Below are 15,098 nucleotides of genomic sequence, written 5' to 3' on the forward strand. Positions count from 1 at the left end.
TAGTATAGTCATTGCTCGCAACTGCGAGATTTGCGCAAGTAATCGGCGGAACCCGAAAAAGGTTCATGCCTGGCCGCTCATGGCCCCTATGCAGATACGGGTGGAACGAGTGAGTTTGTTCCCGACAAGCGGGTCGGGCAGCTGCCGGCCGGGATTTCCCGGTGCGCGAGGACTGTGAAACACGCGTCGGCCAAATCGAAAGCAGCGTCGAAAGCAGCGCCGAAAATTGACGTGCGACAAGGCATCGCCGGCGCGTGCCGTCATGTTGCACCTGCGCGCTTGCTATGTTAGCAAAGCCGCGATTTTAACGATCCCGTTACCTCGCGTGACGGTCGAAAATCGAAGTCCCGCTTGAATTCCAAGGGCTTGGATCGCTAGGCGCCGCTCACGCGGCGGCGGTCTCTGCCTTGCGAGTTTGACAGCAAAAAAAGAGCGTCTGGTGGCTGCTGAAGATCCGTCCGTTTCGGGAGTGTCAGGCCGTTATGCAACGGCCTTGTTCGAGTTGGCGCGCGACGAGAAATCGCTCGACGCCGTGAAAGCCGATCTCGATCAATTCGAGGCCATGTTGGCCGACAGCGCCGATTTGAAGCGCCTCGTCCGCAGTCCGGTATTCTCCGCAGGTGAGCAGTCGAAGGCGCTCACGGCGGTGCTCGACAAGGCTGGAATTGCCGGCACTTCCGCGAAATTCCTTAAGGTCCTGACCGCCAATCGCCGGCTGTTTGCCGTCACCGATGTGATCCGCGCCTTCCGCGCGCTGGTGGCGAAGTACAAGGGCGAAGCGACCGCCGATGTCACGGTTGCCGAACAACTCAATGAAAAGAATCTCGACGCTCTCAAGACCGCACTGAAGTCAGTGACGGGCAAGGACGTCGCGCTCAACGTGAAAGTCGATCCCTCCATCATTGGCGGCCTTGTGGTCAAGCTCGGCAGCCGCATGGTGGATAGTTCGCTTCGCACCAAACTCAATTCGATCAAGCACGCGATGAAAGAGGCAGGCTGATGGACATCCGCGCCGCGGAAATTTCCGCGATCCTGAAGGACCAGATCAAGAATTTCGGCCAGGAGGCTGAAGTTACCGAAGTCGGACAGGTGTTGTCCGTCGGCGACGGCATTGCCCGCGTCTACGGCCTCGACAACGTCCAGGCCGGTGAAATGGTTGAGTTCGAGAACGGCACCCGCGGCATGGCGCTGAACCTCGAAACCGACAACGTCGGCATCGTGATCTTCGGCGCCGACCGCGAGATCAAGGAAGGCCAGACCGTCAAGCGCACCCGCGCCATCGTCGACACGCCCGTCGGCAAGGGCCTGCTCGGCCGCGTCGTCGACGCGCTCGGCAATCCGATCGACGGCAAGGGTCCGATCCAGGCCGACAAGCGCATGCGCGTCGACGTCAAGGCGCCCGGCATCATTCCGCGCAAATCGGTCAACGAGCCGATGGCGACCGGCCTCAAGGCCATCGACGCCCTGATCCCGGTCGGCCGCGGCCAGCGCGAGCTGATCATCGGCGACCGTCAGACCGGCAAGACCGCGATCGCGCTCGACACCATTCTGAACCAGAAGCCGCTCAACGCGCAGCCGGACGAGAACATCAAGCTGTATTGCGTCTACGTCGCGATCGGCCAGAAGCGCTCGACCGTCGCCCAGTTCGTCAAGGTGCTCGAAGAGCAGGGCGCGCTGGAATATTCGATCATCGTCGCCGCCACCGCCTCCGATCCGGCGCCGATGCAGTACATCGCGCCGTTCACCGGCTGCACCATGGGCGAATATTTCCGCGACAACGGCATGCACGCCGTCATCATCTATGACGATCTGTCCAAGCAGGCCGTCGCCTATCGCCAGATGTCGCTGCTGCTGCGCCGCCCGCCGGGCCGCGAAGCCTATCCCGGCGACGTGTTCTACCTGCATTCGCGCCTGCTCGAGCGTGCCGCGAAGCTCAACAAGGACCAGGGTTCGGGTTCGCTGACCGCGCTGCCGGTCATCGAAACCCAGGCCAACGACGTGTCGGCCTACATTCCGACCAACGTGATTTCGATCACCGACGGCCAGATCTTCCTGGAAACCGACCTGTTCTTCCAGGGCATTCGCCCGGCGGTGAACGTCGGTCTGTCGGTGTCGCGCGTCGGATCGTCGGCACAGACCAAGGCGATGAAGAAGGTCGCCGGCAAGATCAAGGGCGAGCTGGCGCAATACCGCGAAATGGCGGCGTTCGCGCAGTTCGGCTCCGACCTCGACGCCTCGACCCAGCGACTGCTCAACCGTGGTTCGCGCCTGACCGAACTCCTGAAGCAGCCGCAGTTCTCGCCGCTGAAGATGGAAGAGCAGGTCTGCGTGATCTGGGCCGGCACCAACGGCTACCTCGATGCGCTTCCGCTCGCCAAGGTGCGTCCGTTCGAAGACGGCCTGCTGTCGCTGCTGCGCGGCAAGAACGTCGAGATCCTCAACAGCATCCGCGAAAGCCGCGATCTCAGCGACGATACCGCGGCCAAGCTGAAGACGGTGGTCGAGGCTTTCACCAAGACGCTGGCTTAAGCTGTCATGGCCGGGCTTGTCCCGGCCATCCACGTCTTTGTGCGTGGATCAAAGATAAGACGTGGATGCCCGGCACGAGGCCGGGCATGACGAAAGAGAGGTTCGCGGTCGGGTTACTTGAGAACCTGGTCGCCGGGGTGGACTAAGAATGGCTTCACTTAAAGACATGCGGGTCCGCATCGCCTCCACCAAGGCGACGCAGAAGATCACCAAGGCGATGCAGATGGTCGCGGCTTCCAAGCTGCGCCGGGCGCAGACCGCTGCCGAAGCGGCGCGGCCCTACGCCGAAAAGATGGATGCGGTGATTTCGAATATCGCGACCGCTGCCGCCGGTTCGCCCGGCGCGCCGACGCTGATGTCCGGCACGGGCAAGGATCAGGTGCACCTGCTGCTGGTCTGCACCGGCGAGCGCGGCCTGTCGGGCGCCTTCAACTCCTCGATCGTGCGCCTCGCCCGCGAGCGCGCACTGGCGTTGATGAACCAGGGCAAGGAAGTCAAATTCTTCTGCGTCGGCCGCAAGGGCTACGAGCAGCTGCGCCGCAACTTCGACCGCCAGATCATCGATCACGTCGAGCTGCGCTCGGTCCGCCAGCTCGGCTTCGTCAATGCCGAGGACATCGCCAAGAAGGTTCTGGCGCGTTTTGCCGACGGCGAATTCGATGTTTGCACGCTGTTCTTTTCACGCTTCAAGTCCGTCATTTCGCAGATCCCGACCGCCCAGCAGGTGATCCCGCTGGTGGTGGATGCGCCGGCCGCCAATGCCGGCCCGTCGACTGCCTACGAATACGAGCCCGAGGAAGACGAGATCCTGACGCGGCTGCTGCCGCGCAATCTCGCGGTGCAGATCTTCCGCGCGCTGCTGGAAAACAACGCTTCGTTCTACGGCGCGCAGATGAGCGCGATGGACAACGCCACCCGCAACGCCGGCGACATGATCCGCAAGCAGACCTTGATCTACAACCGAACCCGTCAGGCCATGATCACCAAGGAGCTGATTGAAATCATCTCCGGCGCCGAAGCGATGTAACGGCGCGCAATCAACCTGACGACGACCGAATTCGAAGGAGAGAGTTTATGGCCACACCCGCAAACCAGACCGGACGCATCACGCAGGTCATCGGCGCCGTCGTCGACGTGCAGTTCGAGGGACATCTGCCCGCCATTCTGAACGCGATCGAGACCAAGAACGGTGGTAACCGCCTGGTGCTCGAAGTCGCCCAGCATCTCGGCGAATCCACGGTGCGTACCATCGCGATGGACACCACCGAGGGTCTGGTCCGCGGTCAGGAAGTTACCGACACCGGCAACCCGATCATGGTGCCGGTCGGCGCCGGAACGCTCGGCCGCATCATCAACGTGATCGGCGAGCCGATCGACGAAGCCGGCCCGGTGATTTCGGAAGGTCTGCGCGCAATCCATCAGGAAGCGCCGCTCTACACCGACCAGTCCACCGAGGCTGAAATTCTCGTCACCGGCATCAAGGTCGTCGACCTCTTGGCGCCTTACGCCAAGGGCGGCAAGATCGGCCTGTTCGGCGGCGCCGGCGTCGGCAAGACCGTGCTGATTCAGGAACTGATCAACAACGTCGCCAAGGCGCACGGCGGTTATTCGGTGTTCGCCGGCGTCGGCGAGCGTACCCGCGAAGGCAACGACCTCTATCACGAGTTCATCGAATCGAAGGTCAACGCCGATCCGCATAATCCCGATCCGAGCGTCAAATCGAAGTGCGCGCTGGTGTTCGGCCAGATGAACGAACCCCCGGGCGCCCGCGCCCGCGTCGGCCTCACCGGCCTGACGGTCGCCGAGCACTTCCGCGACCAGGGCCAGGACGTGCTGTTCTTCGTCGACAACATCTTCCGCTTCACCCAGGCAGGCTCCGAAGTGTCGGCGCTGCTCGGCCGTATTCCGTCCGCCGTGGGTTATCAGCCGACGCTCGCCACCGACATGGGCGCGCTGCAGGAACGCATCACCACCACCCACAAGGGTTCGATCACCTCGGTGCAGGCGATCTACGTGCCGGCCGACGACTTGACCGACCCGGCGCCCGCGACTTCGTTCGCCCATCTTGACGCCACCACGGTGCTGAACCGCGCGATCTCGGAAAAGGGCATCTACCCCGCGGTGGATCCGCTCGACTCCACCTCGCGCATGCTTTCGCCGCTCGTCGTCGGCGAGGATCACTACAACACCGCGCGCATGGTCCAGCAGGTGCTGCAGAAGTACAAGTCGCTGCAGGACATCATCGCCATTCTCGGCATGGACGAACTGTCGGAAGAGGACAAGATCGCGGTCGCCCGCGCCCGGAAGATCGAGCGCTTCCTGTCGCAGCCGTTCCACGTCGCCGAAGTCTTCACCGGTTCGCCCGGCAAGTTCGTCGACCTCGCCGACACCATCAAGGGCTTCCGCGCGATCTGCGAAGGCAAGTACGACCATCTGCCGGAAGCGGCCTTCTATATGGTCGGCACCATCGAAGAAGCCGTCGAGAAGGGCAAGAAGCTCGCGGCGGAGGCGGCTTAAGTTAATTGTCGTCATTGCCGGGCAACAGCGCGAAGCGCGTCTTCGCGTAAATTGACCCGGCAATCCATCGACTAAGAAATTTTGCTTGATGGACCCGCGGGTCAAGCCCGCGGGTGACAGCGAAGAGAGCGGAAACATCATGGCCACCTTCCACTTCGATCTGGTTTCACCCGAAAAGCTCGCCTTCTCCGGCGAAGTCGATCAGGTTGACGTCCCCGGCGCGGAAGGCGACTTCGGCGTGCTGGCCGGCCATGCGCCGGTTGTGGCCGCGGTTCGTCCGGGGATCCTCACCATCACCGCCGGCGGCGCGCATCAGAAGATCATCGTGCTCGGCGGCCTCGCCGAAATGTCGGACAAGGGCCTCACCGTGCTCGCCGACGTCGCCACCTCGACAGCCGAGCTCGACCGCGCACAGTTTGCCGACACCATCGCCGAGATGGAAGCCAAGCTCGCGGAGAAGGAAGGTTCGGAGCTCGACCATGCGATCGAGCGGCTGGACCACTTCAAGAGCATCCAGCAAGAGCTCAATGCGACTGCAATGCACTAGGCCCCGGAGCAAACGCGCCGGGGCGCATTGAAGGCCCGAACGAATTCAGCGCCCGTCACATCGTGACGGGCGCTTTTTTGCGTTTTCCGGTTGTGAACAGGTCCCAACCAAGCTCGAAACGCTATAGTTGCGCCCGGGAAGTTCTGACGGCATTCTGTCGGTGCATATTTTTGTCCGAGGCTGTTTTTCATGAAACGCAAGATCGCGGCGATTTTTGCGGCCGATATTGCCGGCTACAGCCGACTGGTTGCCGAGGACGAAGAGGAGACGCTGCGGCGGTTGGCGTCCTATCGTCAGGTAACCGACGATTTCATCGCCAAATGCGGCGGCCGGATCTTCAACACCGCGGGTGATGCCGTCCTCGCCGAATTTCCCAGCGCCGTCGAAGCCGTGCGCTGTGCGATCGATATCCAGGAAAGCCTGCGTACCCGGAACATGGCGTATCCGCCGAGCCGGCAGATGTCGTTCCGCATCGGCATCACCATCGGCGATGTGGTCGAGCGCGACGGCGATCTCCTCGGCGACGGCGTCAACATCGCGGCACGGCTCGAGGGGCTCGCCGAGGTCGGCGGCATCTGCGTCTCGCGCGCGGTGCACGAACAGGTCGCCAACAAGCTGTCGGTGCAGTTCGCCGATATCGGCGCGCAGGAAGTGAAGAACATTCCGACGCCCGTGCACGCCTATATGGTGGCGATGCGACGCGAGGACGGGACTTATTCGACCCCGCAGGTCAAGAAGCCCGTCAAGGCTTCGCCGCCGCCGAACTGGATGTGGCCGGTAGCGGTCACGCTGGTCAGCCTGGCCGCGATCGGCGCCGGCGGCTTCCTCTATTTCACCAAGCTGGAGACGCAGGCGGTCAAGGTTGCAGAGCCTGCGATCACTGTGAGCCCGGCGCCGTCGGCGGTCCCTGCGCCGGCGCCCGCGCCAGCACCGACAGCCGCCCCGGCACCCGCATCCAAAGCCGCGGCGTCCTCGCCGCCATCAGCACCGCCGGCACCTTCGCCGCCGATCGGTTCGACCGAGAAATTCGTGGCCGCGAATGTCCCGTTCGTCAGCGACAAAACCCGCGCATCGCTTGCCAGCGAGTATGCGGGGGCGACCGCTTTCAAGGCGTTCGCGCTCAACACCGGCGGGATCAGTGCGTCTGTTGCCGCGCAACCGAGTGAAGAGGCTGCCCGGACCGCCGCCGTCGAGCAATGCCAGAAGCGGGCGGATACGGCGCAGTCGCCAAGGAAATGCGAACTCTATGCCGTCGGCGACAACGTCGTTTACGCGCACGGCAAGCCGCCGGTGCCGCCGCAGCCTTGGGTCAGGCATGACGCGGCGACCGAACAGCCATTTGTAGCCAAGGACGTGCCGCTCACGCGCGACGCCGGGAAGACAAGGATTGAGAACCTCTATGTGCCGGGCCGAAAGGCCAAGACCATCGCGCTAGGCCCCGGCGGCGTGTTCTACTTTTTCACCGGCATGGATTCGGTGGATGAAGCCGTGCGGCGGGCCCTTGAATCATGCGGCGCCGTCGCCGGCGTTCCCTGCATGATTCTCGCGCTCAATGATAATTTCGTCGTTCCGATTCCGACCACACTGAAAGTCACCGGTTTCTTCAAGGTTGCCGGCAACGCGGTGATCGCCCCTGAAGCCCGCGACGATGTCGCCCGCAAGGTCGCTGACGCGACCAGCGGCTGGAATGCGGTCGCCGTGGGGACGGCCGGCCGGCCGGGACTCGGCCTCAAGGCGGCGTCCGAACAGGCGGCGGTCAACAGCGCGCTCGCCGATTGCGTCAAGCGGGACGGCGATTGCCATGTCATCGCGATCGGCCCGTTCTCCGTCGGGCCGAACTAGAGCGCCGGGTTCATTGCGTGGGACGGAATTCTCCGCGCGCGGCCGACGGCCGGGGGGTCTCCAGATCGTTCCCGCGCCAACTGCAGGCCAGCAGCATGAACAGCGCGCGATAGCCCTGGTATCGCGCCGCCGGACGGCTTTTCTCTCGCCCGCCCATGATCAAGATACCGCTCTGATCGCGCAGCTGCCATTCCCAGGCCCGCCGGCGCCTGATCACAATCACTTCCTTCATGTCAGACAAAACATCTCGCGCTGCAGGTTATTCCGGACGTCATCCGTGGACACAATGACGCTTATAGTGTGTACGAGCAGGGCGGGAGTCGGTTGCAAAAAAAACGTGAGCGAACCGAGAAAAATTCGCGTCCGGTTCTCGGTCAGTCGACCGCACGGCCGGTAGCGGGTTCCGCGAATTCGGCAAACAGCCGCGCCACCGTCCGGTAGACGTCGCGCCGGAACGGCACCACGAGGTCGGCGACGCGGTCGAGCCGCTCCCAGCGCCAGGCGTCGAACTCGGCCGGCTGCCCGTTGCGTGGCGTCAGCGGATCGATCTCGTCGTCCTGTCCGGTGTATCGCAGGGCGAACCATTTCTGCCGCTGGCCACGGAATTTGGCGAGGCGGTGGCCGGACGGTCCGTCATAAAGCGGGAACTCGTAAGTCATCCAGTCGGTCTCGCCGAGATGGTCGGCGCGGCGTATGCCGGTCTCCTCCCAGAGCTCGCGCATGACCGCCTCGCGCGGGTTCTCGTCGGCGTCGATGCCGCCCTGTGGCATCTGCCATTCGAGGCCGGGCAGAATGATTTCCGGCCCGTCGTCGCGGAAACGGCGGCCGACCAGCACCTGGCCGGCGCGATTGAACAGAGCGATCCCCACATTGGGGCGATAGGGTTTGTCGGACATGGCGTTTTCAAACGAGCGTCAGTTGCCGGCGAGGCTGGAAAATTCCTTCACCACGCGCTCATAGACCGGTCGCTTGAACGGCACGATCAGCTCCGGCAGGTTCTTCATCGGCTCCCAGCGCCAACTGACGAACTCGGCCTTGTGGCCGCCCCCGGGGCTCGCCACGTTGATCTCGCTGTCCTTGCCGGTGAAGCGCACGGCGAACCATTTCTGCCGCTGGCCGCGATAGCGGCCCTTCCAGGTGCGCCCCGCGACGGTGCGCGGAATGTCGTAGATCAGCCAGTCGGCGACCTCGCCGAGCTTCTCCACCGAGCGGACGCTGGTTTCCTCGTAGAGCTCGCGCTTGGCCGCTGCCCAGGTGTCTTCGCCGGGATCGACGCCACCCTGCGGCATCTGCCAGACGTGGGTTTCATCGACATGTTCGATGCCGCCGGCGCGGCGGCCGATGAAGACCAGCCCCGCTGCGTTGATCAGCATCATGCCGACGCAGGTCCGGTAAGGCAGGTCTTCGTAGCGCGCCATTCCGTCAGGGCTCCCAGATCGTGATGACTTTTCTTCGAGAAGTCATCCCGCTCTGTCTTTCTGTTTGAGCATGATCTCTCGGAAAACCGGTACCCACTTTTCCGGATCATGCTTGCGGCACAACCGATCGAACCGGCGTCGTCCGGAAGGCCCGGACCGGCGCCATCGGCTTGATCTATAGAGCCCCGTCCCGGGGCTCTATATCTTTATTTTGACGCGTTTTCTTCACGCGAACCGGTACCCACTTCGCTTGAAAACGCTCTAGCCTGATTTTGATTTCAGCATCGCCGTTGTCAATGGCACAAGCATGATGCCACGGCTATCGAGAGTCTTGATCCAGGCCGCAATCCGCTCGATCGAGATCGGCAGGGCCGAGGCCACGCCGACCGCCAGTCCGCGTTCCTTGGCCAGCGTCTCGAGCTTGATCAGCGTTCGGTCGATTTCGGCCGAGGTCGGCACCGCGTCGATGGCGAAATCGGCCTTGGCGAACGGCATCGCCTGACCTGCCGCCAGCGACGATGCGACGCTGCGCGGCGTCGAGCCGTCGTCGAGGTAGCCAAGGCCGCGTTTGGCGGCCTCGCGCATGATCGGCTGCATCACGGCGTCGGTCGCCAGGAACCGCGCGCCCATGAAATTGGCGATCCCGGCATAGCCCTGGAACCGGCTCAGGTGCCAGTACAGGCGGTCGATATTCTGCTCGGGCGGCAAGCTCGTCAGCAGCGTCTGCGGGCCGGGGTCATTGTCGGGATAGTCGAACGGCTCCATCGGGATCTGCAGCAGGATCTCGTGGCGCTGGGCGCGGGCCCGCTCGGCGAGCTTGGTGGGGTCGGCGCCGTACGGCGTGAATGCCAGCGTCACGGCCGGCGGCAGCTTCATGATGGCGTCGACCGTCTTGGCGGCGCCAACGCCAAGGCCGCCGACGACGATGGCGACCACCGGCATCTTGGCCGCCTTGGCGCGGTCGGCCTCGGCCGCATAGACGGTGAAAGGCTTCAGGCCGTCGGCAACGACCGGGATCATGCCGTAGCGGGTCTTCTCCAGCAGCCGCGGATCGATGCCGGCCATGACGGAAGCGGGGGCTGCAGCCTCGGTGTCGGTCTTGGAGTCGTTCTTGCCGGCACCGTCACCGCCGATCACGACATCCTGACGCTTGCCGCTGGAGCCGTCGATGATCGTGACGGTCTTGTTGTCGCTTGCCGCTGATGGCCTGGATTCGGCCTTCGCCGCCGGTTCGGCCTGGTGGCTGGAGGCCGCCTGGGCGGGCTTTTCGTCGGTTGCCGGCTTGCGCAGGGCGATTTGGGCGACCGGTTCGCCGCCCAGGGGATTGTCGGTGAAAAGCGCGATGCTCAGGAAGGCGACCAGCAACAGGCCAAGCAGCACGGCCAGCGCCTGCATCGCCGAGAACGGCAGCCGAAACCGGCGCTTCTGGCGCTCCGTTTTCTGTCCGAGCGGCGTGCTCAGTTCGTCGGCCGTCTCCGCCATGAACCTCCCCGAATCAATCCGGAACCTCTCCGAATCAATCCGAGCGACGATACCACGAGGAGCCCGAATCGAGCTCCCGCGCCGCGTGCAAAAGCTGCCGTCAGAAAGCCGGAACCCGCCAACAAAAAGGGCGGCCCGCAGGCCGCCCTTTTCACGGATATCGCGTTTTTTTACCGAACCGACGTGGCGGGAGCTGCCGGCTTTTCGGCCGAGGCCTTGTCAGTGGAGGCCGCTGCCGGCGCGGGGGTGGTCGCGGCGGTGGACTTGATGCCATGCAGCAGGTCGGCGGCGGTCTTCAGCGCCTTGTCGTCCTTGGCGTCCGGCGGCACGTAGGATTGCGAGCCGGTCTTCTCGTCGCCGTCGTTCTTCAGATGGCCGCGCAGCGAGGCCTCGCCCTTGGTGTCGACGCGCGACTTCAGCTCGTCCGGCACGTCCTGCAGCACCTCGATGTCGGGCACGATGCCCTTGGCCTGGATCGACTTGCCGGATGGCGTGTAGTAGCGCGCAGTGGTCAGGCGCAGCGCGCCGTTGCCGCTGCCGAGCGGGATGATGGTCTGCACCGAACCCTTGCCGAACGAGCGGGTGCCGACCAGGGTCGCGCGCTTGTGGTCCTGCAGCGCGCCGGCGACGATTTCGGAGGCGGAAGCCGAGCCGCCGTTGATCAGCACGATCACCGGTTTGCCCTTGGTCAGGTCGCCCGGATGGGCGGCGCGGCGCTGGGTTTCCTCGGCGTTGCGGCCGCGGGTCGAAACGATCTCGCCGCGATCCAGGAAGGTGTCGGAAACGGTGACCGCTTCCTCGAGCAGGCCGCCCGGGTTGTTGCGCAGATCGATGATGTAGCCCTTGAGCTTGTCGCCGATCTGGTTCGACAGATTGCCGATCTCGCGCTTCAGGCCTTCGGTGGTCTGCTCGTTGAAGGTGGTGACGCGGATATAGGCGATGTCGTCGCTCTCGACGCGGGCGCGGACCGAGCGGACGCGGATATTGTCGCGCACCAGCGTGACGTCGATCGGATTGTCCTGGCCCTTGCGAATGATCTTGAGGCGGATCTTGGTGTTGACCGGTCCGCGCATCTTCTCGACCGCCTGGTTCAGGGTGAGACCCTGCACCGCTTCGTCGTCGAGATTGGTGATGATGTCGTTGGCCATGATGCCGGCCTTGGAGGCGGGCGTGTCGTCGATCGGCGAGACCACCTTGATCAGGCCGTCTTCCATCGTGACCTCGATGCCGAGCCCGCCGAACTCACCGCGGGTCTGCACCTGCATGTCGCGGAAGCTCTTGGCGTCCATGTAGCTGGAATGCGGGTCGAGGCCGGACAGCATGCCTGAGATCGCGGACTCCACCAGCTTCGAGTCGTCCGGCTTCTCGACATAGTCGCTGCGCACGCGCTCGAAGACGTCGCCGAACAGGTTGAGCTGGCGATAGGTGTCCGAGGTGGCGGCACGCGCGCTCGATCCCATCAGCACAGCGCGGGGCTGCGTGATCGCGAGCGTCAAAGCCGCACCGGCGGCGGCGCTGAGGAGAATTACAGAAGTCTTGCGCATCATCCGCGAACCTTTTCGCCTTCATTTGCGGCCCACCATGGACCTGGATCGATTGGAGTGCCGTCCTTACGGAACTCGACATAGAGCACGGGCTGACTCGCCGTCGTTGCGAGAATGGATGCAACCTGGGATGTCGACCCCATGGTCGCGACCGGCTCCCCCGTAAGTACAAACTGGCCGATGTTTACCGAAATGCGCTCCATCCCGGCGATCAGGACATGATACCCGCCCCCGGCATTCAGGATCAAGAGTTGTCCGTAGCTGCGGAAGGGTCCGGCGTAAACAACCCAACCGTCACACGGGGTTGTGACCTGTGCGCCGGCCCGGGTTGCCAAAGAAATGCCTTTTTCGACGCCACCCGCACCGTCGGAACCGCCAAAATCGCGAATCTTGGACCCGTTCACCGGAAATGCGAGCAATCCCCTGGCAGAGGCAAAGGCGATCGCCGGACTGAGTCGCGCGGGGTCCTTCAGTCCGCCCACATTAGGCTTGCCGTTCGGGGCCGCGGGCGTCCCCTGCATGCTGGCGGTAGCGGCCGCCTTGGCGGCGCTCTTGACGTCCTGCTCCATCTTGGCGATCAGGCCCTGCAGACTGTCGACTTGTTTGGAGAGCGTGATGGCGCGCGCGCCTTCCGCCTCCATGTCCTTTTCGATCGCGCTCTGCTTGCGCTGACGCTCGTCGACCAATGCCGCCAGCCGGACCTGATCGTCCTGTGATTTGTCGCGGTCGCGCGCCAGCGCGTCGCGCTCGGTGGCGATGGTCTTGCGCAGCGCCACCAGTTCGCCGAGATCGCTGGAGAGCTTTTCCGCGCGTCCGCGCAGCTCGGGCACCACCGCGCCGAGCAGCATCGCGGTGCGCAGCGATTGCAGCGCATCCTCGGGCCGGACCAGCAAGGCCGGCGGCGTGCGTCGGCCGGCGCGTTGCAACGCCGCCAGCACTTCGACGATTTCGGAGCGGCGTGAATCGAGCGAGGCCCGGATCTGCTGCTCGCGGGCATCGAGCGGACGCAGCCGCGCCTCGGCGTCGGCGATGCGGGTCTCGACGGTGCGCACCTGGGCGGCGCCGTCGATCAGTTGCTGGTTGAGCTTGGAGCGGTCCTGTCCGATCGCCGCGATATCGGCTTTTAATTTCTGTTGCAGCTCGGCGGCTTTGCGCTGCTGCTCGCGGGCGGCTTCCAGTTCTTGCTCGCGCTGCCGGATGATGTCGGGCGAGGCGGCGGTCGCCTGCGGCGCGGGCACCACCACTTGCGCCGCGGCCGGCGCGAGGACGAGGCTTGCCAGGCTCAAGAAGCCTGCGGACAACAGCACCAACGGCCGCCAGCGGTTGGCGGCATCAAGGCGCGGGTAAATGTCCGGCGAAGAGTGCATTCGGCCTAATCAGCGCTTTCTGTATTCACGCCACCGTGCCTAGACACGGTGATAGGGATGGCCGGCCAAAATGGTCGCGGCGCGGTAAATCTGTTCCAGGAGCATGACGCGAACCATTTGATGCGGCCAGGTCGCCGAGCCGAACGCAATGCGTAGCTTAGCCCTGCGCTGCAAATCGGGCGAAAGTCCGTCCGCGCCCCCGATTGTGAAAATTGTGTTGGCGACCCCTTCGTCGCGCCAGCGGCCGAGCTCGCGGGCAAAGCTTGCGCTATCGACGCTCTTGCCGCGCTCGTCCAGCGCCACCAGCATCGACTTTTCGGGGATCGCGGCCGAAATCGCCGCCGCTTCCTCGGCGATCCGGGTTGCGGCATCGCGGGCGCGGCTTTCCGGGATCTCGTGAATCTCGAGGCCGCGAAAGCCGAGCTTGCGGCCGATATCGTCAAAACGCTCGCGATAGCGCTCGGCCAGTTCCCGCTCCGGGCCCTGTTTCAGCCGGCCGATCGAAACCACGACAAGGCGCATCAGAGGGGCTTACGCATCAGATCAGCTTCCAGCATGCGCGCGTTACACCGCGCGCACGCAAACTACATGCGCCCCCGCCGATTCGCATCGGCGCCGGAACCTTAGATCGCCTTCGCCGCCGCCGGGTTTTGCGTCCACAATCTTTCCAGATTGTAGAATTCGCGGACCTCGGGTCTGAACACGTGCACGACCACATCGCCGGAATCGATCAGCACCCAGTCGCAGTTGGGCATGCCCTCGACATGGATGCTCTTGATGCCGGTTTCCTTCAGCGCCTTGGTGACATTTTCCGCGATCGCGCCGACGTGGCGGTTGACCCGTCCCGTGGTGACGATCATGTAGTCGGAAAATGCAGATTTGCCGCGAAGGTCGATGGTGACCGTTTCTTCCGCCTTCATATCGTCGAGGCGGGAGAGGATCATATTCAGCGTCTTGTCGGCGTCGGGTTGCGCCTTCAAGGCTGCAGCTTTGGTCGATGTTTTACGCGTGGTTTTTGGAGCAGTTTTGGCTTTGGAAACCTTGGGTAAAACAGACTTTGACAATACAGATGTGGCCAGGGACCATTCCTTTCACTGTATCGCGAACGCCGAATCCTGACGTCCACGGGCTATATTAGGCATGTGGGGTTAACGGTTTCAATATTCCAGTAATCTCCGCCTGTCGGTTGAGACCCAACTGTCACTTCTTTGCCTTCCAGCTGCCGTCCGGGTTCCGCAGGCCCGTCGACGACAGGTTCGATTTCAAGCCGGTGAGGAAAACCCAGGCGGGGGCATGCTGATCCGGCAGCCGGGCCGCCTGATTCTCAGGCAGCCGATAGCGCGCCAGCGCCTGTGCGGCGGGGGCGGCGAGTGCCCGGAAACTCTGCGGCGGACGGTCGATCACAGCGATCGGCACCTCGGAAGCGATGCGCCGCCAGTTCTGCCAGCGATGAAACTGCGCAAGGTTGTCAGCGCCCATGATCCAGACGAAGCGCAGGCCGGAAGCGCGGCGGCGCAGGTAAGAGATGGTGTCGACAGTGTAGCGGATACCGATGACAGCTTCGAGACAACTGATGTCGATGCGCGGATCGTCGGCCATCTTGCGCGCGGCATCCATCCGGGTGTCGAGGTCGTTCAGGGCGCCCTGTGACTTGAGCGGATTGCCGGGAGTCACCAGCCACCACACCCGATCCAGTTTCAGCCGCTTGATCGCGAACAGGCTGATGGCACGGTGCGCCTCGTGCGGCGGATTGAAGGAACCGCCGAGCAGCCCGATCCGCATGCCGTTGCTGTAGAGCGGGATGGCCTGCGAGACCGATTGCGACGCGACTGAAGGTGGCTTCAACGCGGCC

General features: G+C 63.8%; 15 protein-coding genes. 6 read left to right on the plus strand and 9 right to left on the minus strand.

Features of this window, described 5'->3' with window-relative positions:
• Nucleotides 1–439 precede the first annotated feature (439 nt).
• From BLS26_RS18670 to BLS26_RS18695, 6 genes are all read left to right on the plus strand, one after another.
• On the plus strand, nt 440–1,000 hold the full coding sequence (locus BLS26_RS18670; RefSeq protein WP_092513519.1) for a F0F1 ATP synthase subunit delta: 561 nt from the start codon (nt 440–442) through the stop codon (nt 998–1,000).
• On the plus strand, nt 1,000–2,529 hold the full coding sequence (atpA, locus tag BLS26_RS18675; protein WP_092513520.1) for a F0F1 ATP synthase subunit alpha: 1,530 nt from the start codon (nt 1,000–1,002) through the stop codon (nt 2,527–2,529). Before BLS26_RS18670 ends, atpA begins: the two co-directional genes overlap by 1 nt.
• A 148-nt stretch (nt 2,530–2,677) precedes the next feature.
• On the plus strand, nt 2,678–3,556 hold the full coding sequence (locus BLS26_RS18680) for a F0F1 ATP synthase subunit gamma (protein ID WP_092513521.1): 879 nt from the start codon (nt 2,678–2,680) through the stop codon (nt 3,554–3,556).
• Between the two features lie 47 nt (nt 3,557–3,603).
• On the plus strand, nt 3,604–5,046 hold the full coding sequence (gene atpD, locus BLS26_RS18685) for a F0F1 ATP synthase subunit beta (protein ID WP_092513523.1): 1,443 nt from the start codon (nt 3,604–3,606) through the stop codon (nt 5,044–5,046).
• A gap of 139 nt (nt 5,047–5,185) precedes the next feature.
• Complete coding sequence (locus BLS26_RS18690; protein WP_092518242.1) at nt 5,186–5,593, plus strand: F0F1 ATP synthase subunit epsilon; 408 nt, start codon at nt 5,186–5,188, stop codon at nt 5,591–5,593.
• A gap of 189 nt (nt 5,594–5,782) precedes the next feature.
• Nucleotides 5,783–7,435, plus strand: coding sequence for an adenylate/guanylate cyclase domain-containing protein (locus BLS26_RS18695; protein ID WP_092513524.1), 1,653 nt, complete (start codon nt 5,783–5,785; stop codon nt 7,433–7,435).
• Between the two features lie 10 nt (nt 7,436–7,445).
• On the opposite strand, the gene BLS26_RS18700 is transcribed toward BLS26_RS18695, so the two are convergent.
• The 9 genes from BLS26_RS18700 to BLS26_RS18740 form a co-directional block, all read right to left on the minus strand.
• Nucleotides 7,446–7,667, minus strand: a complete 222-nt coding sequence (locus BLS26_RS18700; RefSeq protein WP_092513526.1) for a hypothetical protein — start codon at nt 7,665–7,667, stop codon at nt 7,446–7,448.
• 142 nt (nt 7,668–7,809) lie between these two features.
• On the minus strand, nt 7,810–8,331 hold the full coding sequence (locus BLS26_RS18705) for an RNA pyrophosphohydrolase (RefSeq protein ID WP_092513528.1): 522 nt from the start codon (nt 8,329–8,331) through the stop codon (nt 7,810–7,812).
• Between the two features lie 18 nt (nt 8,332–8,349).
• Nucleotides 8,350–8,853, minus strand: a complete 504-nt coding sequence (locus BLS26_RS18710; RefSeq protein WP_092513530.1) for an RNA pyrophosphohydrolase — start codon at nt 8,851–8,853, stop codon at nt 8,350–8,352.
• 261 nt (nt 8,854–9,114) lie between these two features.
• Nucleotides 9,115–10,335, minus strand: coding sequence for a divergent polysaccharide deacetylase family protein (locus BLS26_RS18715; RefSeq protein WP_092513532.1), 1,221 nt, complete (start codon nt 10,333–10,335; stop codon nt 9,115–9,117).
• Nucleotides 10,336–10,505: 170 nt separating this feature from the next.
• On the minus strand, nt 10,506–11,882 hold the full coding sequence (locus BLS26_RS18720) for a S41 family peptidase (RefSeq protein ID WP_092513534.1): 1,377 nt from the start codon (nt 11,880–11,882) through the stop codon (nt 10,506–10,508).
• The gene (locus BLS26_RS18725) at nt 11,879–13,246 is read right to left on the minus strand and encodes a murein hydrolase activator EnvC (protein ID WP_092513536.1); all 1,368 of its coding nucleotides are present in this window, start codon (nt 13,244–13,246) and stop codon (nt 11,879–11,881) included. Before BLS26_RS18725 ends, BLS26_RS18720 begins: the two co-directional genes overlap by 4 nt.
• A gap of 39 nt (nt 13,247–13,285) precedes the next feature.
• Entirely contained in the window at nt 13,286–13,768 is a 483-nt protein-coding gene (gene rlmH, locus BLS26_RS18730) for a 23S rRNA (pseudouridine(1915)-N(3))-methyltransferase RlmH (RefSeq protein ID WP_092513538.1), read from the minus strand.
• 101 nt (nt 13,769–13,869) lie between these two features.
• Nucleotides 13,870–14,226, minus strand: coding sequence for a ribosome silencing factor (rsfS, locus tag BLS26_RS18735; RefSeq protein ID WP_092513540.1), 357 nt, complete (start codon nt 14,224–14,226; stop codon nt 13,870–13,872).
• 220 nt (nt 14,227–14,446) lie between these two features.
• A complete protein-coding gene (locus BLS26_RS18740) occupies nt 14,447–15,028 on the minus strand; it encodes a nicotinate-nucleotide adenylyltransferase (protein ID WP_244542008.1) in 582 nt (193 codons plus the stop codon).
• Between the last annotated feature and the right edge of the window lie 70 nt (nt 15,029–15,098).

Origin of the sequence: Afipia sp. GAS231, from assembly GCF_900103365.1 — a bacterium.
In the GTDB taxonomy this organism is placed as follows: domain Bacteria; phylum Pseudomonadota; class Alphaproteobacteria; order Rhizobiales; family Xanthobacteraceae; genus Bradyrhizobium.

What these genes read in the sequence shown, in the direction of transcription:
- atpA (WP_092513520.1), top strand. Translation starts at nt 1,000, where the DNA reads ATGGACATCCGCGCCGCGGAAATTTCCGCGATCCTGAAGGACCAGATC.
- BLS26_RS18680 (WP_092513521.1), top strand. Translation starts at nt 2,678, where the DNA reads ATGGCTTCACTTAAAGACATGCGGGTCCGCATCGCCTCCACCAAGGCG.
- atpD (WP_092513523.1), top strand. Translation starts at nt 3,604, where the DNA reads ATGGCCACACCCGCAAACCAGACCGGACGCATCACGCAGGTCATCGGC.
- BLS26_RS18690 (WP_092518242.1), top strand. Translation starts at nt 5,186, where the DNA reads ATGGCCACCTTCCACTTCGATCTGGTTTCACCCGAAAAGCTCGCCTTC.
- BLS26_RS18695 (WP_092513524.1), top strand. Translation starts at nt 5,783, where the DNA reads ATGAAACGCAAGATCGCGGCGATTTTTGCGGCCGATATTGCCGGCTAC.
- BLS26_RS18700 (WP_092513526.1), bottom strand. Translation starts at nt 7,667, where the DNA reads ATGAAGGAAGTGATTGTGATCAGGCGCCGGCGGGCCTGGGAATGGCAG.
- BLS26_RS18705 (WP_092513528.1), bottom strand. Translation starts at nt 8,331, where the DNA reads ATGTCCGACAAACCCTATCGCCCCAATGTGGGGATCGCTCTGTTCAAT.
- BLS26_RS18710 (WP_092513530.1), bottom strand. Translation starts at nt 8,853, where the DNA reads ATGGCGCGCTACGAAGACCTGCCTTACCGGACCTGCGTCGGCATGATG.
- BLS26_RS18715 (WP_092513532.1), bottom strand. Translation starts at nt 10,335, where the DNA reads ATGGCGGAGACGGCCGACGAACTGAGCACGCCGCTCGGACAGAAAACG.
- BLS26_RS18720 (WP_092513534.1), bottom strand. Translation starts at nt 11,882, where the DNA reads ATGATGCGCAAGACTTCTGTAATTCTCCTCAGCGCCGCCGCCGGTGCG.
- BLS26_RS18725 (WP_092513536.1), bottom strand. Translation starts at nt 13,246, where the DNA reads ATGCACTCTTCGCCGGACATTTACCCGCGCCTTGATGCCGCCAACCGC.
- rlmH (WP_092513538.1), bottom strand. Translation starts at nt 13,768, where the DNA reads ATGCGCCTTGTCGTGGTTTCGATCGGCCGGCTGAAACAGGGCCCGGAG.
- BLS26_RS18740 (WP_244542008.1), bottom strand. Translation starts at nt 15,028, where the DNA reads ATGCGGATCGGGCTGCTCGGCGGTTCCTTCAATCCGCCGCACGAGGCG.